The organism is Allobosea minatitlanensis (assembly GCF_964020775.1).
Genome location: NZ_OZ224509.1, coordinates 3751468 through 3777550 on the forward strand (window position 1 = coordinate 3751468; position 26083 = coordinate 3777550).

Sequence of the window (26083 nt, forward strand, 5' to 3'; positions counted from 1 at the left end):
GCCTTTGACGAAGGAAAGATGGAATCCGATGGTGCCGGTGCCGAGATATGCTGCCGTCAAGGAGCGCCTCGGCGCTCACCCTAGGACATGGCTGGTAACGGGAGTAGCCGGGTTTATCGGCTCCAATCTGCTCGAAACTCTCCTTCGATTGGATCAGACCGTGGTGGGTCTGGATAATTTCGCCACGGGCCATCGGCACAATCTGGAAGAGGTTGCCGAGAAGGTTTCCCCCGATCAGTTCGCTCGTTTCACGATGATCGAGGGTGATATCCGCGACAAGCCGACCTGCGAGCGCGCCGTACAAGGGGTTGACTTCGTTCTGCATCAGGCTGCGCTCGGCAGTGTGCCTCGCTCGATCAACGATCCGCTCACGTCCAATTCCGTCAATATTGACGGTTTTCTCACAATGCTAGTCGCGGCCCATAATGCCGGCGTGCGCCGCTTCGTCTACGCCGCGTCAAGCTCGACCTATGGCGATCATGAAGCCCTGCCAAAAGTCGAAGCCGTAATCGGACGACCGCTGTCACCCTATGCCGTCACGAAATACGTCAATGAGCTCTATGCCGACGTTTTCGGAAAGCTCTACGGCATCGAAACGGTCGGCCTACGCTATTTCAATGTCTTCGGTCGCCGGCAAGATCCGAACGGCCCTTATGCTGCGGTCATTCCCCGATGGATTTCCGCGGCAATCCAGGGCCTCCCCATCGAGATTTTCGGCGATGGCGAGAATAGTCGTGACTTCTGTTATGTCGAAAATGCAGTGCAAGCTAATTTGCTCGCAGCTACGGTCGACAAGGCGGGCGCGGCCAATCAAATTTACAATGTGGCTGTCGGAGAGCGCACAAGCCTCAATCAGCTCGTCGCGTATATTCGAGAAGCGTTGAGTCCACTGCATTCGCACGTCACCGACGTCGTGCCGCAATATAAGCCCCCCCGGAAAGGCGACGTTCTGCATTCGCTCGCCGATATCGGCAAGGCCCGGCGATTGCTGGGCTACGAGCCAAGTCACACGTTGCGACAGGGGCTCCTCGCAATAGCCGAATGGTATTCGGCTGCCGAACAGCGCCGCGAGCATATCTAAGGAGCGATCGGCATGTGCGGAATTGCCGGGTTTGTAAGGATCGGACGAACGGCAGGCCCCCCCCTACCGTCACCCGAGTCTCTTGATCGCATGATCGACACCCTCGCTCATCGCGGACCGGATGCGCGGGGCGTTTGGTATGACGAGGTCCGCGGCGTCGGCTTCGGCCACCGACGGCTGTCGATCCGTGACCTCTCGCCTGCCGGTGCTCAACCAATGATGTCATCCTGCGGCCGGTTCGTCATCATCTACAACGGCGAAATTTACTCGCATGACGAGATCGCCGCCGATCTCGCAGGAACCGGCCGCACGCTCCGAGGGCACTCCGACACCGAGATCATGCTGGAGGCCTTCGCAGAGTGGGGCGTCGAACGGGTTTTGCCGCGCCTTATCGGCATGTTCGCGTTCGCTCTGTTCGACAAGGAGACGGGAGAGCTCGTTCTTGCTCGCGATCGTCTCGGCATCAAACCGCTTTACTGGAGCGCTGCGAACGGCCTGCTCCTGTTCGGTTCGGAATTGAAGCCGCTCCGGGCGGTGCCAAGCTGGACACCCGTGGTCGACCGGTCTGCCATGGCGTCATTCATGCGCCATAACTACATCCCCGCACCGCTGACGATTTATAAGGGCGTGCAAAAACTCGAGCCAGGCACTCTGCTTCGAGCGCGCCGCGATGGCAGCGTCACGGTCGAGCCATTCTGGAATTTGCGCACGATCGCCGAAAAAGCGGTAGCTAGTCCGTCGAATATTGCTGATGGAGATGCTCTCGACCGCCTCGATAAACTCCTGCTTGACGCAGTGCGCCGGCGGTTGGTCGCCGACGTGCCGATTGGCGCTCTGTTGTCAGGCGGGATCGACTCGTCGCTCGTGACCGCGCTGATGACGGAGACCACGGGCGGAAAGATCAATACCTTCTCGATAGGTTTCTCCGAGAAGGGGTATGATGAAGCCCCCTACGCTCGGGAGATCGCCCGCTATCTCGGCACGCAGCATACCGAACTTTATGCCAAGGCCGAGCACGCGCTCGGCATGGTCGAGAAGTTGCCGCATTGGTACGATGAACCCTTCGCAAATTCTTCTCAGCTTCCGACGGCCCTCGTCTGCGAGTTGACCCGCCAACATGTGAAGGTCGTGCTGTCCGGCGACGGCGGCGACGAATTATTTGCTGGATATAGTCGCTATCCGCTGGCTCTCGACCTGTGGCGCAAGCAGCAGCTTGCGCCTTCGCCTTTGCGCACGATCGCAGCGCATGGGCTCCTCGCAATGCCTGCGGCCATACTCGATAAGCTAGGGCAGATCCTGCCGAGCCGCCTTCGCCAGGATCGCTTCGGATCGAAGGCGAAACGGTACGCGACCGCCCTGCTCAGCCAGGATCCCGATGGGCTCTATCGGCAAATGCTCAGCCATTGGCACGCCCCCGAAACGGTCGTTATTGGCGGCGACGAGATGAAGGGCACCCTTTGGGATAAGCACTTGCAACGCACCGTGCCGGATTTTCTCGATCGGATGATGCTGTTCGACACATTGACTTATCTGCCTGACGATATCCTGACGAAAGTTGATCGTGCCAGCATGGCCGTGGCCTTGGAAGCCCGCGTTCCCCTGCTCGACCACCGTGTGGTCGAATTTGCCTGGAGGCTTCCCCAGCACATGAAAGTGCGAGACGGCGTCAGCAAATGGGCGCTCCGGCAAGTGCTTTATCGCCGCGTGCCACGCGAGTTGCTGGATCGACCGAAGATGGGTTTTGGTGTGCCGCTCGCGGCTTGGCTGCGTGGACCGCTACGGGACTGGACTGAGAATCTGCTGTCCGAGGCGCGCCTCAAACAGCAAGGCCTGTTTCACCCTGAACCGATCCGCGAACGGTGGCAGGCTCATTTGAGCGGAGCCGACTGGGCCTATCCTCTGTGGAATGTCTTGATGGCGCAGTCTTGGCTCGACGCCAATCCAGAGGTGGTTTTGTGATCGCCCTTCCCGCGCCATTCGATTCATTCGCACGCAACCGATACCTCATCGCGGAACTCGTCAAACGGGAACTGAAAGATCGGCATGTTGGCCAGACCCTAGGCGTGCTCTGGGCCTATGGGCACCCGCTGCTGCTCATGCTGATCTACACTTTCCTGTTCGCCTATGTGTTCCCGACGCGTTTCGCCTCCACCGGAGGGGATCAGCGCGATTTTGCCGTCAATGTCCTGGCCGGCGTGCTATCCTGGCTCGCTTTTCAGGACATTCTCGCGCGCTCGTCGACAATCCTGGCCTCGCATACCAGTCTTGTGAAGCAGATCGTCTTCCCGGTCGAAGTACTGCCGGTCAAATCCGCGATTGCCACTGCGCTGCCCTATTCCGTCGCCCTCGTCTTCACCATTGCCTACGCCGCATGGTCCGGAACGCTGACACTCATGGTGTTGACCGCTCCTTTCCTAATCGTCGTCCAACTCCTGGCCATGACGGGCATAGCACTCCTGTTGTCCGTGCTCGGAATCTTTTTCCGGGACCTGCGGGACGTGGTCACGGTATTCTGCTCGGTCAACCTGTTCGCGCAGCCGATCCTCTACAATCCCGAAGCGCTTCCCCCTATCATGCACCGGGTGTTTATGTTGAATCCGTTCAGCTATCAGGTCTGGTGCTGGCAGGATGCCCTCTACCATGGCAGCTTCCAGCATCCCGCAGCCTGGATCATCTATCCGATCAGCGCCCTTCTGACTTTTGCCATCGGCTGGGCCACGTTTTCCCGGCTCAGACCCTTCCTTGGTGACGCATTATGAACGCGCCGGAACCGGCAATCCGAGCCCGTAAACTGCGTAAGGCCTATAGGCACTACGCCAGCCCGATCGATCCGCTTCTCGAGATCGTACGTGGCGTGCCGCGTCATACCGAGCAGGTGGCGCTGCGCTCGATCGATCTCGAGATCAAGCGTGGTGAAATCGTAGGAATCCTCGGACGCAACGGCGCCGGCAAGTCGACATTGCTGAAGATCATCGCCGGCACGCTGGAGCGCACTTCCGGCGACCTGGACATCAACGGCCGCATCACCGCAATTCTCGAGCTCGGCACGGGCTTCCATCCCGATTACACCGGCCGCGAGAATATCTTCATGGGCGGACTATGCCTGGGCATGACGCGTATCGAAATCGACCGTAAGATCGACTCGATCATCGATTTCAGCGAACTGCGCGACGTCATAGACCAGCCGTTCAAGACCTACTCGACTGGCATGCAGGCCCGCCTCACATTCTCCACGGCGATCAGCGTCGATCCGGATATCCTGATCGTCGACGAAGCCCTTTCGGTAGGCGACGCACGCTTCCAGATGAAGTGTTTCGGCTGGATTCAGCAGCTCAAGAAAAAGGGCGCGACGGTCCTGCTTGTTTCTCACGACACCAACACCATCACGACATTCTGCGACAGGGCGATGATCCTAGAGAACGGCGCGGTATTCGCCGAAGGCGATGCCAAGCCCATGACCGTCCTTTATCATAACCTGCTCTTCGGCCAATCCCCGGCCGCGAAGCAGCCTGAGAACACAACCTTGGAATCCGTCTCCATCCCCGACGCCGCACCGCCTCCCGCGGGTAGTCCATCGGAGGCGACACTGGTCACCGAGAATACGCCTATAGCCGCGCTGACACCGCAGGCGGCACAAACGCAAGCGCCTTCACCGTCTTCCTCCCAGGCGACCGGCGCGCGCTACGGGTCGGGCGAAGCCGAGCTTCTCGATTGGGGGCTTGTCGATGGGCAGGATCGTGACATGCCAATCGTGGCGAGCGGAGCACGTTTCCGGCTAAAGATGCGTCTCGCCTGCCGGGAGGATATCCAGGACCTCTCCTTCGGCTTCGCCATCAAGGATCGGAAGGGCACTGTCGTCTGGGGGAAGACAAACCTCACGGCCACGCAGCAGGCCTACTCCGCCCACAGCGGGGACGTGCTAACCGTTACATGCGATGGCACTATGTGGCTCGCGGCAGGAGACTACTTTGTGACATTAGGCGCCGCGCGCTTGGCGGACGGAACTAAGATCGACTTCATCGAAGACGCCTTGCAGTTCCGCGTCGTTGGCACAACCGGCATCTTCACCACCTCGATCGTCAACCTTGACAGTACACTCGCAGTGGTCGCGGCGTCCACTATGGATCAAGGGAAGCCCGCGGCAGAGGCGTTAACATGAAACTGAAAACCGTTGTCGAGCGCCTGAGCATGATGGGCGGCAACCGGCGGAACGAACGCTCCCGTTCCGCGCCGAACAGTGAGATTTGCGACCTGGCGCTCGAGATCGAAGGCCTAGCTCCCAACAACGCTCACACTCTGCTCAAGGCTCTCAAGCACGGCCTGTCGACCGAAACCGCCGAATGGGATCGCTACATCGCCGCGGAAACCCTATCGACGGCCATCTATCCAAAGTACAAGTTCAGCGAATACGGTCGACTGTTTCTCGAAGATCGCGAATTTATTTCCTATTACGAACACATCATGGACCCAGGTAACTGGCATTCGTTCGATCGCAAGTACACATTGCGCGAACTCCTGCGGCTGGTCGAACATCTCGATGGCGACATGGCCGAATGCGGAGCCTATAAGGGCGCGTCCGCGTACCTCATGTGCAAGGCTGCGGAGAGTACTCCCTCTCTGGTGCATCTGTTCGACAGTTTCGAAGGCCTAGCCGACCCTCTTCCTGTCGACGGTTCGTATTGGCAGCGCGGATCACTGACCACGCCGGAGAGCGCGCTTCACGCCACACTCGAAGGCCTGTCAAACTACCGGACCTATAAGGGCTGGATTCCGGATCGTTTCGGCGAGATCGCCGACCGGCAAATGCGCTTCGTCCACATCGACGTCGACCTCTACGAGGCGACGCTCTCCTCATTGAACTTCTTTTACCCGAACCTGGTTCCAGGGGGCATCTTTCTGCTCGACGACTATGGCTTCAGCTCCTGTCCAGGCGCCAAACAAGCGGCCGACGAATTTTTTGCCGCGAAGCCCGAGCAGATCGCCATGCTGCCGACTGGCCAAGCGATAATCGTTAAGCAGTGAAACCATTCCACATCATTTTGCCTAGGACCGAAGGATTGCACACAAATGATACCTGAGCGATTGAAATGGACGCCGGAGCTGGTCAACCGTTTTTGGAACGGGATTGCACAGACCTCCTTGGTCCAGCTCAATTTCGCCAAGCAGGCCGGCCCCAGCCTGCTGGCTGCGATAAAGCACCTGCTGTCACGGCAAGGTCAGATTCTCGACTTCGGAGCAGGTGATGGCGACCTTGTACGACTGCTTTGCGAGCAGGGCTTTCAAGCCGCAGCATACGAGCCGGCAGAGGGAAGAATTTCCGCCCTGGAGACCTCGTTGTCCGGTATCCCGGGTTTCCTGGGTGTGATCGGCCCCCAGGCGAAACATCTTTTTGATGTCGTCATCATGTCAGAAGTGATTGAGCATGTGCTCGACGAAGAACTGGATGTCACTCTTAATCGCCTAGCTGAATTCACGCGCCCCGGTGGTACGCTGATCATAACCACACCAAACAACGAAAATCTCGAGATGGGCATGATTTACTGCCCGGTTTCGAATCAGCTCTTTCACCGCTGGCAGCATGTACGCTCCTTCAACGAAGAGACGTTACCCGCCCTGCTTGCACAGTTCGGCTTTGAAGAAATCGTGACGCATCGACTGGGATTCGACCCTGCTGTCTTGCTTCCCTGGGATCCGGATTCCATGGGTCCGCTAGGTGCGGATGGGCAGCCACTCCCGATTCCCGACTATATTACCAAACTGCACAATAACGAAAAGGCTACAATAGGATCCGAAAGTAATCTCATGTACGTGGGCCGACGAATCGATTCTTAAGGCGCGACCTACTGATGGAAAATCTTGCACGCCGCGTGCTTCACGGGATGTACGGCAGGATTATTAGCCGATCTTCTGCGCTCCATAGAACTCGCCGTGTCGCACATCTGTTCGAAAGACGCCGGTGGCATGCACTGCTTCGGCGCATGCTCTCCCGAACATGGGGAAGCCTCGCGCCGTTGCGCCCACTTTTGTCTGTTCCTGCGGATCAACTGACGTTACATCAAAGGCTCGCCAAGACTCTCGCGGAATTCGTGCTGTCGCTCCCTGACATCCACTATCGCCGTCGCTTTCGTCAAGCACACCTGGTTTTATCGCGACCTCTGATTGAAACGCCCAGATCAAGTCCACGCAACGGCACGTTGATGATGATCGGCACCCTCGGCCCGGGTGGCGCCGAGCGCCAATTGGTCTCGATCACAAAAGCCATCGCATCGGAAACCCGCACGAGAATTTCGGTAGCCTGCATCGGCTTATCGAATCCATCCCAGCGTTTTTTTCTCCCCGATCTCGATGCTGCCGGAGTACCGGCCACAATCATCGGCAGCCAGGGTGACCATCTGCCGGCGCACGTTGCGAGCGCCATCGCTTCCCTTCCCGGGGAGCTTCATGAGGTAACAAATTATGCGATGACGCTCAATGCCGAGCTTCCCCGGATCGCCCATCTGTGGCTGGACGAGATCAACGTCAAAGGCGGTATCGCTGCTGTCCTGACGGGAGTCCCGCTTATCATTTTATCGCAGCGAAGCCTGCCTCCGCAGAACTTCGGATTTCACCAACCATATATGCGTGAGGCTTATCGCTGGCTGGCCAAGCAACGCAATGTCGTGATGGTCAACAACAGCGAAATGGGCGCGCGCGCCTATGAAGAATGGCTTGGTCTGCCCGCCGGAAAAATCCTTGTAACGCGAAATGGCTATGCGTTTGACGAGGAGACGCGGTTAAGCTATCGAGCAGATCGAGGGCATTACCGGCGAATTGCAGGTATCCCTGACAAAGCACCGGTTGTCGGAACAGTCATCCGTCTTAGCGAGGAGAAGCGACCGTTCCTGTGGCTTGAGATCGCAGCGCGCGTTCGCCGCGATATTCCTGAAGCACATTTCTTGATTGTCGGAGACGGACCTTTGCGGCCTTCCCTCGAGCAGCGAGCAAGACAACCCGATCTGTCCGGTTCAGTGCATTTCATCGGCATTGTAACAGGCGCTCAAGCGGCAATGGTAGATATGGATCTTTTGCTACTCACATCGCGCGCCGAAGGCTTGCCCAATGTCCTCATTTAAGCCCAGTTCGTGGGCGTGCCTGTCGTGACGACGCGTGTTGGCGGCGCGCCCGAAGCCGTGGACCATGGCCGCTCCGGATGGGTGTTGGAGCACGATGATGCAGAAACTGCGGGAGCACGCCTGGTGGCGCTCCTTCGCGACCAAAGCTGGCGCCATGCTGCAGCGCAGCACGGGCCCGAATTCGCTGTGGCACGCTTCGGAATGCGACGCGCCATTGACGATATTAAAAACATTTATGCATTTGCAGATAGATCCAATGAGGTCGTCTTTCTATGAGCCACACTGAAGAACAACGCTTCGAGTTCGGAAGGAACTGGCACGATTTCATTCAAAAAAAATTTCGGCAAGGAAAAAGTCGAAATTTCAAAACAGCACATCCTCAAGTTCATGGGGCGTGAAAACCTCAACGGGTTGACGGTTCTGGATATCGGCTGCGGGAGCGGTCTGCATTCAGTCGCAATGCTTGAAGCTGGTGCAGCGAAAATCCATGGCTTCGACTACGACCCCAATTCGGTAAAAGCGACTCAATTTATTCAGAAGCAGGTTGGCCACCCGGAAAATTGGACCGCAGAGCAAGGTTCAGTTCTCGACGATGATTATATTTCGAAGCTCTCAACCTATGATTTCGTCTATTCTTGGGGAGTTCTGCACCATACTGGCGAGGTCTGGCATGCTATCCAGAATGCCGCGAGCCGTGTAAAGCCCGGAGGCCTTTTTTATATCGCTTTATACGCAGCCAACGTGCAGATCGACCCGACACCGGAGTTTTGGCTCGATATCAAACGCAAATACGTCGCTTCCGGCTGGATGCGGCGCCGCGCAATGGACCTTTGGTATGTCTGGCGCTTCCAAATGAGGAAAGACATCCGGAGGCTTCCCGAGTTCCTTCAGCGCAAACGCGAATATGAAAAGAACCGCGGCATGAGCATTTTTACGGACATCCGCGATTGGCTCGGCGGGTGGCCGATGGAATTTGTCTACGACAAGGAAGCCATCGATTTCGTCGAGAAACTCGGCTTCAAACTCGAGAAGATCGCAACAGGGGAAGCCAATACCGAGTTCCTGTTTGTCCGCAATGCTGACGATCGAATCTAAAACCGGCGCACATCAAGACGAGAAGAGCCTGGAGAATCCAAAGAAGGCTCTTTTTGTCATAGGCTCTCTTTCGGCTGGGGGAGCCGAACGGCAGATGGTGGTCCTTATCGAGGGTCTTGTGCGTCTGGGCGTCCACTGCGAAGTCTTCGTGTTCGATGGCAGCGGACCATTGCGGCCGCGGCTCGATGCCGAGAATGTCACGGTTCATGTCGCCACGCATGCTAGGAGGATTGCGCACCTCGCCAAGCTCGGGAATCTCGCGACATTTGTTCGCGCCTTCGTCGCTTTATGGTGGCTGGCGCTCACGACCAAGCCCGAAATCTTACAGGCCTACCTGCCCTTGACCAACTTCATGGGAGCCGTTGCCGGGCGCTTGGCCGGCGTACCGTTGGTCATCACCTGCCGCCGCGGATTGGGGACACATCAAGATCGTTATCCTTGGTGGCGGATTTTCGACCGCATCGCCAACAAGTTGAGCCACGTCGTGACTGTCAACAGCCAAGCTGTCGCCGATGACACGGCAGCGCGCGACGGTATCGAACCAAGCAGGCTCATCCTCATTCGTAATGGCCTCGACAGCCTGACGACCCGTACTGCCTCCGTTGATGGGGAGAGATGGCCTCTTCGCCAAAAGCTCGGCCTTCAAGCCGGCGAAATCGGATTCATCAACGTCGCGAACCTAATCCCGTACAAAGGGCAAGCCGATCTTCTGGAGGCATTTGCAGTCGCGCGAGCAACCATTCCTCCATCGAAACTCTTCATAGTTGGACGCGACGACGGCCTCGGCGCGCAGTTAAAAGCGCTCGCCGCAGCACTTGGTATCACCGAAAAAGTGCAATTCCTGGGTGCGCGTCACGACATCCCCAACCTGCTGTCCGCCATGGATATTTTTGTTCTCCCGAGCCATGAGGAAGGTTCTTCCAATGCCTTGCTGGAAGCTTTGGCCTGCGGCCTTCCCGTGATTGCCACGGATGTCGGCGGCAACCGCGAAGCGCTGGATAACGGCTCTTTTGGTTTGCTCGTTCCCCCGCGAGCACCGAAAATACTTGCCGAAACGATGAAAACCATCGCCGAAAATCTTCCGGTTTGGCGCGATACCGGAGCGCAGGCCGCAGAGTTTATACAGCGCAGCTATTCTTCAGAAGCTCTAGCAAATAACTATATGAAACTTTACCGAAACAAACTGTGCCGCGAATGACCTGGAACCCTTCTCTCCTCCGATCCGCGGGAGAGTCTTGAGTTTCACTTCTGGCCTCAGGCGACCTGTCTTTCCGGCTGGGATTTGAAGGCAAACTCCGCGGACGTTATGTTGCCGAGAGCCGAGTGAGGTCGGTGGCGGTTGTACCCTCCTTCCATGAGGTGATGGCGCTGCCGGCCTCGATATGCGTCGAGAACAACCTGTCATTGAGGCACTCGTTCCGGAAGCGTCCATTGCAGCTCTCGACGAAAGCGTTCAGCCTCGGCTTGCCGGGGACGATGTAGTGCCAATCGACGCCAGCCTACTGGCACCAGTGCAGGATTGCCATCGAGGCGAACTCGGCGCCGTTGCCGGAAACGATAGTATCCAGCCGGCCGCGCAGACCAATGACACCATCCAGTTCCCGAGCCACGCGCTGGCCTGAGAGCGAAGTGTCGGCGACGAGTGCTAGGAACCCGCGCGTGCAATCGTCGAAGATGGAGAAGCCTCCTGAAGCGACGACCGTCAGCGATCGTGTCGGAAAGAAATCGACGCTTGAGTGCGCATTGGCCTGATCCTGCATGAGCATGGGCCTGCGCGTGTCTAGAGCAATTCCGTTGATCGTTGAATCGATTGTGATGTGACGAACCGGTGCTGTGCTGATTCAACCTGCCTGTTGAAGGAGGTGGACGATGGCGCTGGCTTTGAGCGACGATCTTCGCGTGCGTGTTGTGAAGGCCTCCACGGATGGGCTTTCTGCTCGGCAGGCCGCGTCCCGTTTCGGGGTCGGGATTTCGACGGCGATCCGGTGGATCGCGCGGGCTCGGACAGGTGAGCTGACGGCTCGGCCACAAGGCCGGCGCCGGGGCTCGAGCCTGGATGCGCACGCGACTTTCATCATCGAAGTGATCGAGGAGCAGAGGGACATCACGCTGCACGATATGACGGCCCGGCTCCTGAGCGAACGCACCGTCTCCATCCGCCGCAGCGCGTTGAGCACCTGGCTTCGGGGCCGGGGCTGGACGTACAAAAAAAGTCCGCCCATGCACTGGAGCAGGAGCGTCCCGACGTCCTGAAGCGGCGGCGTGACTGGTTCGAGGCCCAGCCCGATCTCGATCCACAGAGCCTTGTTTTCATCGACGAGACCGGCCTCTCGACCAAAATGGCCCGCCTGCGCGGTCGGGCTCCGCGCGGTGAGCGCTGCCGGGCCGGCGTGCCTCACGGCCATTGGAAAACGACCACTTTCGCCGGAGCCCTGCGTCTCGGCGGCATGACGACGCCCTTTGCCTACGACGGCGCTATGAACGGCGTCGTCTGCCTCGCCTATGTCGAGCAGGTGCTGGTCCCGACACTGAAGCCGGGGGACATCGTCATCATGGACAACCTGCCCGCCCACAAGCCGGCCGGCGTCCGCGAGGCAATCGAGCGCGCGGGCGCGACGCTGTCCTTCTTGCCGCCCTACAGCCCGGACATGAACCCGATCGAGAATGCCTTCGCCAAGCTGAAGGCCAGGCTGCGAGCCAGAGCAGAGCGCTCCATCAGTGCCTTGTGGGACGCAGTCGGCGCGATCGTCGACCTCTTCTCGCCGACCGAATGTGCCAACGACTTCAAAGCCGCTGGATATGATCCGGATTAAACCAGAAACGCTCTAAGGCTTGTGGGGATTCTCATGGAGATTTGGATGTGATTCAAGCTTTTGATGGATCGTTTTGTCTTGACGGACGCCCAATGGGCGAAGATGGAGCCGCATTGTCTGGGGAAGGCTGCGGACCCGGGCCGCAGTGGTAAGGATAACCGGCTTTTCATCGAGGCGGTCTTATGGATCGCGCGGACGGGAAGCCCTTGGCGCGACCTTCCGGCCCATTTCGGCAACCGGAGCACAGCGTTCCGGCGCTTCAGCGATTGGCGCAAGGCCGATGCCTTCGTGAAGCTTTTCGAGGCCTGTTCGGACGAACCTGACATGGAATACGCCATGGTCGGCGCCACCATCGTTAAGGTCCACCGCCATGGCCAGGGCGCAAAAGGGGACTCAGAGCCAAGCCATAGGCCGCTCCAAGGGCGGCATGACCACTAAGATCCTTGCGCTGACCGACGCACTGGGCAATCTCGTGCGCTTCGAACTGCTGCCTGGTCACCGCTTCGACACGGTCGGCGTCGAGCCCCTGCTGGCAGGCATCGATTTCGGCGGCCTGATCGCCGACAAGGCCTTCGACAGTAACTGGATCGTCGAAGATCTCAACGCCCGCGGGACTAAGATCGTCATCTCGCAGCACCCACGCCGCAAAACCCCGCTGCCGCTCGACCGCGAGCTCTACAAATGGCGCCACCTCATCGAGAACTTCTTCTGCAAGCTCAAGGAGTTCAAGCGCATCGCAATGCGAGCCGACAAAACCGACCAAAAGCTTCGCGGCAATGATCCATCTCGTCGCCGCCGTCATCAATTCACGATGAATCCCTACAAGCCCTAAGCGGTGTGGACGGATTTGACCAAGACGAATGCTGCTGCGAGGGCGACGATGGCTGTGAAGTTTCGCTTGGCCTTCTCGCATCGTAGGGCGACCCGCTTGAAGCGCTTGAGCTTGCCGACGGTCTGCTCGATGCGGGCACGCCCGCGATAAAGGGCTTTCGCGAAGAAGCCGGGCTTGTCCTTCTCGTTCACCTTGTGCGGAATGACCGGGATGATGCCGCGTGACCGTGCCGCCTGCCGATTTGCCTTGCTGGCATAACCCTTGTCACCGACAGTGGCACCCGGGTCGATGTCGGGGCCGTGTCCGAGCAGGATCGGGAAATGCGGCGCGTCGCTCTTCTCGCCTCCGGTCAGATCGAAGGCGATGGGATGGCCGTCGAAGTCGGTCTTCAGATGGATTTTGGCGGAGAAACCGCCACGGGAGCGGCCGGGCGCCTGACCTTGCTGCCCCCTTTGGCGCCTGCCGCCGAGACATGGGCGCGCACGATGGTCGAGTCGAACATCTGCACGAGGTGTGCCGAGGACGACAGCGAGGCGAGGTGATCGAAGAAGGTCTCGAACACGCCCGCCTTGCTCAACCGGTCGAAGCGCTTCCAGACGCTGTTCCACTTGCCGAACCGCTCCGGCAACGTCCGCCAGGTGATGTTATGAACCGAGAAATAGTGCAGCGCTTCGAGGAACAGCCGGTCGTTTCGGCCCTTGTCGCCCCGGCGCGGCAACAAGGCGCGGAACACCTCCAGCGCCACCGACCAATCCGCATCCGCCATCTTCGGGACATCGCCGACCTCCAAAGCAGTCGGCTCTCCATGAAGCAGACAATACCCGTCAGAGGAATCCTCAAAACGCGACATGCGCCAATCCGTCCACACCACCTAAGGCCCGTTTGCGACCGTCTCGCCGGCGCGCCTGCAACTTCTCCTCGCGGTAGTGCCGATTCCGACGAAGCCGCCACCCGTTTCCGAGATGATGGCGTTCCCTGATTCCGAGATGATGTCGCCCCGGAAGCGGGCCGTGCTGGACGCTGATTGTTGTCGTTTCGCACGCTCAACGCCGGCTCATCGCATGCACCGTGCAGGCATGAGCCACCACCTTCCGCTTCGCATCGGGCGTAACCATGTTTTGCGGCGACATCCTTCAGGATCGCGTTGTCGAGCAACTGCGCGGCCGGCAGCCTCTTGAGGTGGGTATTCTCGTCATCGAGGGTCTTCAGCCGGTGCGCGTCCGACACGTCCATCCCACCATACTTCGCCTTGAATTTGTAGAAGGCCGCTGCGAAGATGCCATACTTGCGGCAGATATTCGCCGGCGCCGCCCAGCCTCCTACTGCTTCAATATCCTGATGATTTGCTCTTCCGTAAACCGTAAGGGGCTCCTTGAGTGACGGACGGTACTCAAATCTGGAGAGAGATCAGGGTCTCAGATCAGGCCCGCTTGCGGCACCGGGAGCGGAACGCATACAGGCTCCAGACAATAACACTTCCCACAATTAGGAACATAAAGAAAACTATATCCGATTGAAAGAAAATCAATTTCTGCTGTTTTTCCCGCTCATCCAGATACATATACTTTCCATTGTCTTCTTTCGAAATATACCACTCCGACATATTATTACGATCAGATTCAGTCATTGCGGCGTCCGAATGCTCGTATGCTTCGCGCACCGTGTCTGACAAAACCCTATCCTCGCTATGCCATAAAAATGGCCCGACTCCATAATCAGGATCAACGGCATAATACATATTATCTACCAAAACACGAGCAACAACATGACCTCCAATTCCGAATACTTCTGCATTGAAACCGCTATCTCGAATCAAACGAACAAGTCTATATGCCCGCTGATGGCAAAATCCGCAGACCATCCGACTTGTTAGCAATCCATCACCAAATACATAATCCTTCGATCGAAGTTTCGTTATACTTTTTCGATAATCGAAAGACGAAAATTATTAGGATAGCAATTATATGTTGTTTTATGCACAAAATCATTTGCATTCTTAATAATTGAAAGCTTCGACTCTAGTCTATCGCCACTTATGGTAGCCTCTTTTATTTTATTAATATTGTAATTGTAAATTGATATATTTCCTGAAAATCTGACCTCGGGAGATCCAAAAAAATTAAATCTTGTTATCACATGATCTGACATTAAAATAATTATCACTAAGAGCAGAAACACGAGCAAGGTAATTTTTGTGCGTGACACTACGTTTTCCATTCGCCTACCGAATAAGGCCGCACGAATGTGGAGCCCTCAATTTTGTTCTTTTCTAAGATCTGCGCTCAAGAAAGTCTAGGCACTGTCTGCATTCATGGCTTCCCGTTGTTGTTGAGTTCTGATTCAAGGTTTCCGAATGGAGAGAAACCTTGAGCAGACGAGCGCTGACGGATGAGCAATGGAGTCGGATCGAGGGGTATTTGCCGGGGCGGATTGGCACGCCGGGTGAAGCGGGGTTGATAATCGGCTGTTTGTTGATGCGGTTCTATGGATGGCCGGCAACGCGGCGCACTGGCGTGACCTGCCGAAGGTGTTCGGCAAATGGACTGCGGTTCACGCACGCTTTCGGCGCTGGTCGCATGCTGGCGTCTGGGAGCGGCTTTTCCATGCCTTGGCCGACACGCCGGACTTTGAGTATGTGCTGATCGACAGCGCGATCTCGAAGGTCCATGCCGATGCGACGGGCGCAAAGGAGGGCTGAAGCTGCCGCGATCGGTCGCTCGCGCGGCGGCCTGACGACCAAGCAGCACGCGGCGGTCGATGCCATCGGCCTGCCGCTGCGTATCCACCCGACGCCGAGCCAATAGGGGGTAGCCCGCAGGCCGAGGCTCTCCTGTCCGGCTTGCAGGGCGTCGGCCATGTCATCGCCAACGCGGCTTATGACGCCGATCCGTTGCGCGCTTTCATTGCTGACAGTCTGGGACGAACGCACAGATCAAGGCCAACCCCAGCCGTTCCGCCAAGCAGCCCATCGACTGGCGCCTCTACAAAGAGCGCCATCAGGTCGAGTGCTTCTCCAACAAGCTCAAACGCTTCCGACGCATCGCCCTCAGATGTGAGAAAACTATCACCGCCTTCATGGGATTTGTCCATCTCGCTTGCGCCATGCTCTGGTTACGGTGAATGCAGACAGTGCCTAGGCTGCCCTGTAGCGACCCGCCCATGCGCCTGGATAGTGTCCGGTGAATGGCGATGCACGCCCACTATCCCCACGAGGGGGCATCAGATCGTATTGAGCAGCTTTTGACTTGAGCGCATACGGAGCCGCCCCGAGTGGACGACCGCCAGGTTCATCCTCACCTTTTGGGGGAAAGCTGAGAATCGATTGTGTCACCGTACACTTGCCCTCGCGGCTGGCGTCGGCAGCGTAGCTGGACTGGATTGAGCAAACTCCGGTGCGGCCAATATGACAATGACTCCCCGGGGCGCATACCGAACTGCAGCGGAAGTGGCCACACGGACCCACCATGCTGAACACTACCTCCAGCGTTGGCGATGACCGGGGATTCGCGCTCAGCCAAGGCTTTCCTCGAACCTGCCGGGTTCGGCTTAGCCGTTAGCGGCATCGATGGCGCGGTGGATTCGCGCTCACGCCCGGACAGGCAGCCGACATCAGGATGCTGCCCGTCATGCTCGACGCCGCTCCACCGGCGAGTGAGCTTCTGGCCGACAAGGCCTATGACAGCGATCGGATCCGTGAGAATCTCATCGCAAGAGGCATGCGCCCGGTCATCCCCAACAAGGACCATCGCAGGTTCCTCCATCCCTTCGACCGCAAACGCTATCGCGCGCGCAATGCCATCGAGCGCATGTTCTGCCGCCTCAAAGACTTCAGGCGCATCGCAACCCGCTACGACAAGCTTGCCAGAAATTATCTGGCCTCGCTCTGCCTTGCAGCGCTCGTCGCTCACGGGCTGCGTTGAGTCTCGACCCTAATGCCAGGGTGCCGGCAATGGGCTTGCGGCCTAGCGAGTCGAATTTTTGCGCAACCCGTCAGACTCCGATTGCGACAGCTTTCATGCAATCAAAGGGAAGTCACACAATATCCCCAACACCCCTTATTTAGATTAATTAAATAAACAATTACTATAATTTAGGAATAAAATTCAAGCTATTATATTACTTCGTCGACGCCTCATACAGCACCTTCGTCTCGGCATTCATCGGATAGAGCCCCGGCAGCGAGGCGCCTTCGTCGACCTTGGTCATGATCCAGGCTTCCATGCGCTCCTGCTCGGGGGCCTCGGCAAGCACCGCAGCGAGCAGCCCGGCCGGGATCAGCACCGCTCCATCCTGGTCGACGACGATGATATCGTTCGGGAACACCGCCACGCCGCCGCAGCCGATCGGCTCCTGCCAGGCGACGAAGGTCAGGCCCGCGACCGAGGGCGGGGCGGCGACGCCGCGGCACCAGACCGGAAGGTTGGTTTCGAGCACGCCGGCGACGTCGCGCACGACGCCGTCGGTGACCAGCGCCGCGACGCCCCGCTTCTGCATCCGGGCGCAGAGGATGTCGCCGAAGATGCCGGCATCGGTGACGCCCATCGCATCGACCACCGCGACGCAGCCCTCGGGCATGGCCTCGATCGCGGCGCGGGTGGAGATCGGCGAGGCCCAGGAGGCCGGCGTCGCCAGATCCTCGCGGGCCGGTACGAAGCGCAGCGTGAAGGCCGGGCCGACGAGGCGCGGCTGGCCGGGCCGCAGCGGCGCGGCGCCACGCAGCCAGACATTGCGCAGCCCCTTCTTCAGCAGGACCGTGGTCAGCGTCGCCGTCGAGACGGCCTTCAGGGTTTCGATCGCTTCGGCCGTCAACGTCATCGGAAAATGCTCCTCGCTATCGCGGGAACGTTACAGCAGCGGTCCCGAAAACGGCATGCGGTTTTCGGGGCGATCCCATGCGAAAGCGGGAGGCCGGCCCGGCGAGGCAAAGCCCCTCCCCCGCCTCGCAGCCGGTCGGCAGCCCCCTCGGGATGAGGGCTCAGATGCCCGCAAAGCCTCTCAGACCAGTTCGGAGGCGAGCTTGGCGATCAGGCTGTTGGAGAGGATGACCGGCAGGCCCGCCGCTGCGGCCGCTCGCCGATGGCTCTCGACGAACCCCATGCAGTCCATCAGCAGAACCTCGGCACCACGGCGGCGGAGGTCCTCGGCCGCCGCGGTGACGGCACCTAGGTCGCCCTGGTAGGGCGAGGCCGCCGCGCAGATCGGGGCCGAGGCCAGCGGCGCCCATTTGCCGGCTTCGCTGTCGATCTGCTCGGCCAATGGCACAACGATGCCGAGCTGCGCGCCGCGGGTCAGCGCGGCCACCGTCGGCGGCAGGATGCGGTCGGGTTCGAGGAAGCGGGCTTGCTTCGTCGCGAGCGTCTCGAAATGCCCGGTGCAGAGCATCAGGATCGTGGTGCAGCCTTCGGCTTCCAGAGCGTTGAGCTTGCGCTGGGCCGCCGCCTCCGTGCGAGCCCGGTCGATGACCACGGAGGAGCCGTCCAGCAGCCTGGTGATGAGGACGGGCTTGCCCGGAACCGCCGCGAAATCCTCCTCGATCTCGCCGCGGCTCAGGCCGTCGAGGATGCCGGCATGGACGCGCGGCAGCTCGTCCGCCAGCACCACGTCGAGGATCGGGGTGATGTCGGCTCGCGGCGCCTGGCCGATCGTGAGGGTTCCGAGCTTGCCCATGACGATGCTCCTTTCCGGAAAGCGCGAAGCCCCGGGACGGCCGTCCCGGGGCTTCGCCTGGTTCAGGGCTTGTGGAAGTTCTTGATGACCGAATCGAAGAAGGAGAAGATCGCGTCGCCCGCGATGACGCCCGCGGCGAAGACCTCCATGTCGCCCTCCCCGCTCGCGCCGCGCAGCTTCTCCCAGATAAGCCGGCAGACGATGCCGACCAGCACCGCCCAGCCCGCCATCGGGAAGGCGATCAGCAGGCCGGTGGCGAAGAGCACGCCGATCTGCCGCTTCGGCCCGCCGATGAATTGCAGGATCGCGCCGGGAATCGCCCACATGAAGAGCTGCCAGGCCACGCCCGGCGCGACGCCGGCCTTGATCGTCGCGGCATAGACCTTGTCGACGGGCGCCACCAGATTGCGGTCGAAATAGGACTGGTAGGAGAACAGCACCACCGCGCCGGCGATGACGAAGGCGAACATCGCGGCGAAGAGCTGCTGGCGGCGGCCATCGCGCTCGAAGGCGGGATCGGCGCCGTTGCCGCGCAGCAGATAGCCGGCCTTGAGGTCGTAGCCCATATCGGCGAAGGCGGGGCCGGTCGCGGCCGAGAAGCCGACCAGCAGGGCGAGCGCCGGCATCGGGAAGCCGATCAGCATGCCGATGATCAGCGTGATCAGCGCCACGGCGAAGGCCGGGAACCAGCCGGAATGCATCGCGGCGAGGCCGACGATCAGCTCGTGCACATAGGCCGCGAAGGCGGCGTAGAGCACGAACAGGATCAGCATGCCGATCGACATGTCGGTCATCAGCCCGCCGATCAGGGCGATGAACACCGCGATCACCAGATAGCCGATCGTGCCCAGCCCGAGCGCGCCGCGCACCTCGGCATCGGAGACGCCGGCCTCGACCTCCGCCTGCCGCCTGGCCTCGCTGCGGTGGAACAGCAGCACGCCGACCTGCAGCAGCGCCACCAGCCCGGCGCCGATCATGAAGCCGTGCGGGATATAGGCGGCCATCAGATCGCCCTTGGGGATGATGGTCTCGAACATCGGGCCGCCGAAGAGCTGGCCGGAATAGCCGCGCAGCAGCAGGCCGACGCCGAACATCGTCAGCGCCCAGATATTGCCGATGAAGGCGACGCCGAAGGCCGACATTGGGATGCCGGTCACCGCCGTCGAGCCGGCGAAGCCGATCCAGGCGAGCGGTACCTTGACGAAGGAGACGACGATGCCGGTGACGAAGCCGACGCCCATCAGCACGGCCTTGCGGCCGCCCTCGTCGCCGGCCTTGATCGCCTCGGCGGCGGCGACGCCCGGCGGCCAGGCGCCCGTCGCCGGGAAGACGCGGGAATCGAACATCCGGTAGAGCAGATAGGCGTCGAGCAGCATCGCGAAGAAGGCGCCGACCAGCATCGGCAGCACGAGATCCGGCCGCCCGAGCAGCCAGGGAATGCCGACCGGCAGGAGCAGGCTGTTGGCCGCGCCGAAGGTGGCCGAGGAGATCGCGCTCTGGGCCAGGTTCTGCACATGGATCGAGCGGTAGCGCGCGAAAGCGGCGAGCGGCACGCGCGCCAGCGCCATGGCCGCGAGCGCGCCGATCAGCGAGGTGTTCGCCGTGATGCCGAGCGACACCAGAAGCTGCATGCCGATGATCGAGCCGAAGACGCAGAGAATCGCGATCAGCGCCAGCGTCGCCGGCTCGAACAGGCTGGGGTGCCGGTGAGGCACCCCTTCAGTCGGATTGGTCATGCCTTACGTCCCCTCTCATGCCCCTTGTCGGGCTATCGGTGTTTCGTCCCTTGCCTCAAGCAACCAGGATGCCGGCCTTGGCCTCGCCCACATCCTGCGTGGCATGCGCGCCCTGCACGCCGTAATCGCGCTTGGCCGCCTCGGGCGAGACCAGCCCGAGCGCGATGTCGCGCGCGATCGCCTCCCGCGAGCGCTCGGCGGCAGGGCCGTAGCCGGCGCCGCCGGCGAGCACGAGCTCGACGATCTCGTGCGGCTGCCTGACCTGGACCAGCTCGCCGGTGCCGACATCCTTCAGCACGTGGCCCTGCTCGTCGATGACCCGGCCGGAGGCGCCGCCGCCGGCCTTGCCGCCGAACAGCCCCGGGATCGGGTTGTTGACGCCCTCCGGATAGAGCGAGACCAGCGTCGGCAGGCCGTCATCGGAGAGCTTGCGCAGCCGCACGCGCTGGCCGAGGCCGCCGCGATGCTTTCCGGCGCCGCCGGAATCGGCGAGATAGGTTTTCTCGACCACCAACACCGGCACCCGCGATTCGAAGGTCTCGATCGAGGTGTTCGCGGCGGAGGTCGGGTAGAGCAGGCCCGACTTGCCGTCGCCCTGAGCCGAGCCGCCCTGGCCGCCGCCACAGAACAGCATGTCGGAATAGGTGTCGCCGGCCGCGTCCCGGCCATAGACGCTCGCCGCGACGGGCAGGCCGGTGAAGGCCTGGACCTGCCTTGGGGCAGCCTCCGACAAAGCGCGGAAGATGTTCGGCGCCAGATACCAGCCGGTGCGGGTGCGCAGGTTCACCGCTAGCGGCTTGTCGCAGTTCAGGATCGAGCCCTTCGGTGCCTCGACCGTGAAGGCGCGGTAGCAGCCGGCATTGCCGCGGACATTCGGCGTCAGCATGCATTTCAGCGGATAGGTCGCATGCGCCATCGTGTAGTTGAGCGTGCAGTTGAGCCCGCCCTGCGGGAGCTGCGGCGGGGCGCCGGCGAAGTCGAGATGGATCGTGTCGCCCTTCACCGTCAGCGCCAGCGGGTAATGCATCGGCGTGCCGAGCGGGTTGTTCGAGGCGGTGCCGTGATAGACCCCGTCCGGAATGGCGCGGATGGCGTCGCGCATCGCCTTCTCGGAACGGCTCTGCACGACATGGGCGAGCGCGCGCAAATCCTGCATGCCGTAATCAGTGAGGAAGGATTGCAGCCGCTCGGCGCCGATGGCGTTGGCCGCGACGAAGGAGTGCAGGTCGCCGAGCACCTGCTCGGAATTGCGCACGTTTTCGCCGAGCAGGCGCACGAGGGTCTCGTTGATCTTGCCGGCCTCGTAGAGCTTCATCGGCGGGATCTGGAAGCCTTCCTCATAGATCTCGCGGGCGCGCAGCGAATCCTTGGTGCCGCCGATGTCGGAGACATGGCCGACCGTGCCCATCAGGCCGACGACGCGGTCGCCGAGGAAGACCGGCGTCACCACTGCGATGTCGAAGAGATGGCCGGCGCAGAGCCAGGGATCGTTGGTGATCAGCACGTCGCCGGGCTTCAGCGTCTCGGCCGGATAGCGCTCCAGCAGCGCCTTGACCGCGCGCGGCAGCGTCAGGTTGAACACCGGCATGGCGCGGGGCGAATGCGCCAGCGTCTCGCCTTCGGGGTCGAGCAGCTCGCAGGCGAAGTCCTGCGCTTCCGAGATCACCAGCGAGAAGGCGGTGCGGCACACCGTCAGCCACATCTCCTCGACGACGTTGATCATCCGGCTCCACATGATCTCCAGCGAGATCGGATCGGCCTCGATCCGGCGCGCGGCCTCGGCCAGCGGCATGTCGGCGGTGATCGTGGTCTCGGCCGCGTTGGGCTGGGCGACATGGATGAGCAGGTTCAGCACATCATCGATGACGACGCTGTCGCCGGGCGGGACGATCGTGGTCGCCTCACGCTCCTCAATGATGGCCGGTCCCGCGACGGTGTCGCCGGAACGCAGCGCGTAGCGGTCATAGACCTTCGCCTCGCTCCAACCGCCCTCGAACCAGGCCTTGCGGGTACCCTTGACCTTGGCAGAGGCATCGCCGCCGCCGGCCGCGCCGGAGAGCGACAAGGTCGGGACGGGACCGGCGCAGCGGACGCGGAAGTTGATCGCCTCCAGCCGGGCGCCCTCATAAACCGAGGTATAGCGGGCGGAATAAGCCTTGCTGAAGGCTTCGCGGATCGCGTCGAGGCTCGACGCGTCGATGGTGCCGGCGGGCAGCGGCACGGAGATGTCGTGCATCTGGCCGACGAGGCGCATATCGGCCGAGCGCTCGACCGTGACGTCGGCGGGCTTGACCCCGGCCTCGGTCAGGTGCTTGCGGCCTTCCTCCTCGAGCTGGCCGAGCAGCGCGTTGACGGCGGCGGCATCAAAACCTTCCGAGAACTCGACCGGCAGCGAGCGCACCATGTCGAAGGAGAGCGGCGCGGCGAGGAAGCCGAGCGCGGAGGCCGCGCCCGAGGCCGGCGGGATGATGACCTGCCTGACGCCGAGCACGCGGGCGACATCGACGGCGTGGGCCGGGCCGGCGCCGCCGAAGCCGACCATGGCGTAATGGCGCGGGTCCTTGCCCTTCTCGACGAGATGGACGCGGGCAGCGGCGCCCATGCTCTCGACCACGACCTTGTGGATGCCCCAGGCGGCTTCCTCGACCGAGAGGCCGAGCGGCTCGGCCACGGTCGCGACGGCCTTGCGCGCCGCCTCCAGATCCAGCGCCATGCGCCCGCCGAGGAAGAACTTCGGATCGTAATAGCCGAGCACGAGATTGGCGTCGGTCACGGTCGGCCTGGTGCCGCCCATGCCGTAGCAGGCCGGACCCGGATCGGAGCCGGCCGAATGCGGGCCGACCTTGAGCAGGCCGACCTCGTCGATCGCGGCGATCGAGCCGCCGCCGGCGCCGATCTCGATCATGTCGATCACCGGCGCCTTGATCGGCAGGCCCGAGCCCTTGGCGAAGCGGTTGACGCGGCCGGCTTCCAGCATCGGCGCGATCTCGGCGCGGCCGTCCTCGATCATGCAGGCTTTTGCGGTGGTGCCGCCCATGTCGAAGGAGATCACGTCCTTATGGCCGGCAAGCTCGCCGAACAGGGCCGTGGCGAGGCCGCCGCCGGCCGGGCCGCTCTCCAGCAGGCGGATCGGGAAGGTGCGCGCCGTCTCGGGCGAAACCAGGCCGCCGGCCGAATGCATCAGCGTCAGCGAGCCGCGGAAGGAGCGGGCGGCGAGCTCGCGCTCCAATCGTTCCAGATAGCGGCGCATCAGCGGCTGGACATAGGCGTTGGCCGCCGTGGTGACGAAGCGCTGATATTCCCAGATCTCGGCCACGACCTCGCTCGACAGCGAGACGGTGAGCTCCGGGCAGGTCTCGCGGACGATGCGAGCCGCTTCCTGCTCATGGGCCGGGTTGCGGTAGCTGTTGAGGAAGCAGATCGCGACCGCCTCGCAGCCGGCGGCGGCGAGCTCGCGGGCGGCGTGGCGGACGGCCTCCGGATCGAGCGGGGTCACGATCTTGCCGTCACGGTCCATGCGCTCGGACACTTCCAGGCGCAGCTCGCGCGAGACCAGCGGATCGGGGAAGGTCAGGAACAGGTCGTAGATGTCGTAGCGCTGCTCCGTCCCCATTTCGAGGATGTCGCGAAAACCCTTGGTGGTGATCAGGCCGAGCTTGGAGCCCTTGCGCTCGATCACCGCATTGGTGACCAGCGTCGTGCCATGGACGATGTCTCCGACATCGGCCAGCGTGATACCGGCCATCTCGGTCAGCTCGCCGAGGCCGATCAGCGCGGCCTCGGAGGGGTCGTGCGGGGTGGTCAGGCGCTTGTGCAGCCGGACCGAGCGCTCCTGCGAATCATAGAGGATGAAATCGGTGAAGGTGCCGCCGATGTCGAAGCCGATACGCCAACGATTGCTCATGGAGCGGTCTCCGGGATTGAGGGATTCAGGGGAAAGAAGCGCTTGTCCTGGGTCAGGGCCGCGATCTCGGCGGCGCCCTCCCCGAGCGAGCGGATGATGGCGAGGCGCTCGGCCGGCTCGACCGTGGCGGCCGGGAAGGAGATGCAGAGCGCGACCTCGTCGCCCGTGGCGGGGTCGCCCACCGCGATGGAGATGGCACGCACGCCGCGCACCGCCTCGTCATGCGATTCGGCGAAGCCGGCGCCGCGGACGCGGGCCAGCCGGGCGAGCAGCTCGTCCATGTCCCGCGGCGCGGTCTCGGAGGGCGCGGTGAAGCCGGCCGGATAGAGCGCGCGGACCTCGTCGTCGGTCAGCCGGGCGAGCAGGGCGCGGCCCGTGCTGGACGCGAAGGCGGGAATGCGGTCGCCGATCGCGGTCACGACCCTGAGCGCGTGGCGGCCCGGATGGGCGGTGACGCCGATGATCTCCTCGCCGCGCCGGACACTGATATAGCCCGTATGGCCGATCCGGTCCGAGATGCTTCCGACCACGGCGTCGGCCCGGTCGATCAGCGAGGCGGCAAAGCGGTAGAGCTGCCCGACCTGGTTGAGCAGCAGCGAGGGGCGGTAGCGCTTGCTGTCGCCGATGGTCTCGAGGAAGCCCTCGTCGCGCATCGACCTGAGCAGGCGCGAGGCATTGCTCTTCGGCATGCCCAGCAAGGCGACGAGATCCGTGACGGTGACGTCATGCCGCGTGCTGGAGAAGCAGCGAAGCACATCCGCGGCCGCCGACAGGATCGTCATTCTTCCGCCCCAGGAAGTTCCAAAAAATGGAACTTAAGTTCCATTAACAGAAACATGACACCGAATCCGAACCGCGTCAATCGGCCGCTGGGGCGCATTCGCCACCCTGTCGCGGTCATCCGGCACGGCATGAAGCGACGATCCGGGTTTCAAGCCGGAGCGCTCACGGTCGGGGCTGGGCATGGGTCCCTGATCCGCGCCGCGGAGCCCGTCCCTGCCGGAAGCGGGGCCGAACCGAGAGCGGCCTGTGCGGGGCGGCGGCGCAGGAGAGGAAGCGCGGAGGAAAGGCGCCGGCGGCGCCGGAGTTCCGGCTGGCGCGGCAGGGCTACGCGACCCGGCCCGCCAATGGTGCCGGCGGCAGCGGCGGGCCGCCGCTCAGCGCGGCTCCTCGACATAGGTCGCGACGAAGCGAACCAGCTCGCTCTGGCGGGCCGTTCCGGTCTTGGCGAAGAGCCGCTGGAGATGAGTGCGGGCCGTGGTCGGAGCGATGCCGAGCCGCCTGGCGGCGATGACGGTGTCGAGCCCCTCGACGATCAGGGCCAGCATGCGCTCCTCCGTCGGCGTCAGGCCGCAGGCCCGCGCGACCTGGCCGCGCTTGCGGCCGATGGCGGCCTCGGGATCGTCCACCGTCAGGACGAAGAGGTCGATGCTCTCCAGATGAACCGCGTCGATGGCGACCTGCCGGCCGCCGGCGAGCGACAGGGGCAGCCGGACCTCGCCCGGAGCCCCGCCGGCAGGGCAGCGCTTCAGCCAGAGCTGGAGGCGGGCCATGAAATCCTTGTCCGCCGCCGTGAAACGGTCCGGCCCGCCCAGCCCCTCGCCCGACAGGCTCCGGGCACCGCGATTGCTGAACGCGACGTTGAGATGGGCATCGATGACGAAGACGGCTTTCGAGGAGGTGCAGCCCGTCTCGGAGGCGGGCAGGCCGCGGGCCGGGAGCGGCCGGCCGCAGGCATGGCTGGGAACCGAGAACTGGAGCGACATCGAGCTATCCATCCCTGTTGTCCGGGGCCGTCGCGGCAGTCGCGGCGCCGGCCGGAGGACCCGGCCGAAGCGGGCAG

The 26083-nt window shown here is 61.8% G+C and carries 17 protein-coding genes and 7 pseudogenes; 13 read left to right on the top strand and 11 right to left on the bottom strand.

Going from position 1 to position 26083, the window contains the following annotated elements; translation table 11 throughout:
• Positions 1-28: 28 nt before the first annotated feature.
• The 9 genes and pseudogenes from ACWH43_RS18500 to ACWH43_RS18540 all read left to right on the top strand — a co-directional run bounded on the left by ACWH43_RS18500 (position 29) and on the right by ACWH43_RS18540 (position 10486).
• Complete coding sequence (locus ACWH43_RS18500; RefSeq protein WP_158444697.1) at positions 29-1081, top strand: SDR family oxidoreductase; 1053 nt, start codon at positions 29-31, stop codon at positions 1079-1081.
• A 12-nt stretch (positions 1082-1093) separates the two neighbouring features.
• Positions 1094-3040, top strand: coding sequence for an asparagine synthase (glutamine-hydrolyzing) (gene asnB / locus ACWH43_RS18505; protein ID WP_448153581.1), 1947 nt, complete (start codon positions 1094-1096; stop codon positions 3038-3040).
• A complete protein-coding gene (locus ACWH43_RS18510; protein ID WP_260348066.1) occupies positions 3037-3840 on the top strand; it encodes an ABC transporter permease in 804 nt (267 codons plus the stop codon). The genes asnB and ACWH43_RS18510 overlap by 4 nt, the downstream gene beginning before the upstream one ends.
• A complete protein-coding gene (locus ACWH43_RS18515) occupies positions 3837-5240 on the top strand; it encodes a Wzt carbohydrate-binding domain-containing protein (RefSeq protein WP_158444702.1) in 1404 nt (467 codons plus the stop codon). The genes ACWH43_RS18510 and ACWH43_RS18515 overlap by 4 nt, the downstream gene beginning before the upstream one ends.
• A complete protein-coding gene (locus tag ACWH43_RS18520; RefSeq protein WP_158444704.1) occupies positions 5237-6103 on the top strand; it encodes a TylF/MycF/NovP-related O-methyltransferase in 867 nt (288 codons plus the stop codon). The genes ACWH43_RS18515 and ACWH43_RS18520 overlap by 4 nt, the downstream gene beginning before the upstream one ends.
• 45 nt (positions 6104-6148) lie before the next feature.
• The gene (locus tag ACWH43_RS18525; RefSeq protein WP_158444706.1) at positions 6149-6913 is read left to right on the top strand and encodes a class I SAM-dependent methyltransferase; all 765 of its coding nucleotides are present in this window, start codon (positions 6149-6151) and stop codon (positions 6911-6913) included.
• 368 nt (positions 6914-7281) lie between these two features.
• Positions 7282-8469 (top strand): annotated as a pseudogene (locus tag ACWH43_RS18530) (glycosyltransferase).
• 45 nt (positions 8470-8514) lie between these two features.
• Positions 8515-9288: a class I SAM-dependent methyltransferase gene (locus tag ACWH43_RS18535; RefSeq protein WP_448153666.1), complete on the top strand. Its 774-nt coding sequence runs from the start codon at positions 8515-8517 to the stop codon at positions 9286-9288.
• On the top strand, positions 9269-10486 hold the full coding sequence (locus tag ACWH43_RS18540; protein WP_158444711.1) for a glycosyltransferase: 1218 nt from the start codon (positions 9269-9271) through the stop codon (positions 10484-10486). Before ACWH43_RS18535 ends, ACWH43_RS18540 begins: the two co-directional genes overlap by 20 nt.
• 193 nt (positions 10487-10679) lie before the next feature.
• On the opposite strand, the pseudogene ACWH43_RS18545 reads toward ACWH43_RS18540, so the two are convergent.
• Positions 10680-11034, bottom strand: a pseudogene (locus tag ACWH43_RS18545) (integrase core domain-containing protein); the annotation flags it as partial.
• Between the two features lie 123 nt (positions 11035-11157).
• Here ACWH43_RS18545 and ACWH43_RS18550 point away from each other — a divergent pair.
• Together ACWH43_RS18550 and ACWH43_RS18555 are read left to right on the top strand one after the other, a co-directional pair.
• Positions 11158-12101 (top strand): IS630 family transposase gene (locus ACWH43_RS18550; RefSeq protein ID WP_375796999.1). Its coding sequence is split into 2 segments (ribosomal slippage): positions 11158-11494 and positions 11494-12101, totalling 945 coding nucleotides; the frame shifts between segments, so codons are not numbered across the junction.
• A 102-nt stretch (positions 12102-12203) separates the two neighbouring features.
• A pseudogene (locus tag ACWH43_RS18555) lies at positions 12204-12933 on the top strand (IS5 family transposase).
• Here ACWH43_RS18555 and ACWH43_RS18560 read toward each other — a convergent pair.
• The 4 genes and pseudogenes from ACWH43_RS18560 to ACWH43_RS18575 form a co-directional block, all read right to left on the bottom strand.
• Positions 12930-13541: an IS5 family transposase gene (locus ACWH43_RS18560; RefSeq protein WP_448153582.1), complete on the bottom strand. Its 612-nt coding sequence runs from the start codon at positions 13539-13541 to the stop codon at positions 12930-12932. The pseudogene ACWH43_RS18555 and the gene ACWH43_RS18560 sit on opposite strands and share 4 nt — an antisense overlap.
• Positions 13493-13783, bottom strand: a pseudogene (locus ACWH43_RS18565) (transposase); the annotation flags it as partial. The pseudogene ACWH43_RS18565 and the gene ACWH43_RS18560, both read right to left, overlap by 49 nt.
• A 329-nt stretch (positions 13784-14112) precedes the next feature.
• A pseudogene (locus ACWH43_RS18570) lies at positions 14113-14265 on the bottom strand (transposase); the annotation flags it as partial.
• 88 nt (positions 14266-14353) lie between these two features.
• The gene (locus ACWH43_RS18575; RefSeq protein ID WP_158448020.1) at positions 14354-14749 is read right to left on the bottom strand and encodes a hypothetical protein; all 396 of its coding nucleotides are present in this window, start codon (positions 14747-14749) and stop codon (positions 14354-14356) included.
• Positions 14750-15299: 550 nt separating this feature from the next.
• Here ACWH43_RS18575 and ACWH43_RS18580 point away from each other — a divergent pair.
• A pseudogene (locus tag ACWH43_RS18580) lies at positions 15300-16053 on the top strand (IS5 family transposase).
• 464 nt (positions 16054-16517) lie between these two features.
• Positions 16518-16853, top strand: a pseudogene (locus ACWH43_RS18585) (transposase); the annotation flags it as partial.
• Between the two features lie 196 nt (positions 16854-17049).
• Here the strand turns inward: ACWH43_RS18585 and ACWH43_RS18590 are convergent.
• The 6 genes from ACWH43_RS18590 to ACWH43_RS18615 form a co-directional block, all read right to left on the bottom strand.
• Positions 17050-17748 carry a ribonuclease activity regulator RraA gene (locus tag ACWH43_RS18590; RefSeq protein ID WP_158445794.1) on the bottom strand — a complete coding sequence of 233 codons (699 nt, stop codon included), beginning with the start codon at positions 17746-17748 and terminating at the stop codon, positions 17050-17052.
• Positions 17749-17928: 180 nt separating this feature from the next.
• Positions 17929-18600, bottom strand: coding sequence for an AroM family protein (locus ACWH43_RS18595; protein WP_158445795.1), 672 nt, complete (start codon positions 18598-18600; stop codon positions 17929-17931).
• A 62-nt stretch (positions 18601-18662) separates the two neighbouring features.
• Positions 18663-20336, bottom strand: coding sequence for an OPT/YSL family transporter (locus tag ACWH43_RS18600; protein ID WP_158445796.1), 1674 nt, complete (start codon positions 20334-20336; stop codon positions 18663-18665).
• Between the two features lie 55 nt (positions 20337-20391).
• Positions 20392-24240, bottom strand: coding sequence for a hydantoinase B/oxoprolinase family protein (locus tag ACWH43_RS18605; protein ID WP_158445797.1), 3849 nt, complete (start codon positions 24238-24240; stop codon positions 20392-20394).
• Positions 24237-25022 (bottom strand): IclR family transcriptional regulator, encoded by a 786-nt coding sequence (locus ACWH43_RS18610; protein WP_158445798.1) that lies wholly within the window; start codon positions 25020-25022, stop codon positions 24237-24239. The genes ACWH43_RS18605 and ACWH43_RS18610 overlap by 4 nt, the downstream gene beginning before the upstream one ends.
• A 375-nt stretch (positions 25023-25397) precedes the next feature.
• Positions 25398-26018, bottom strand: coding sequence for a helix-turn-helix transcriptional regulator (locus ACWH43_RS18615; protein WP_158445799.1), 621 nt, complete (start codon positions 26016-26018; stop codon positions 25398-25400).
• Between the last annotated feature and the right edge of the window lie 65 nt (positions 26019-26083).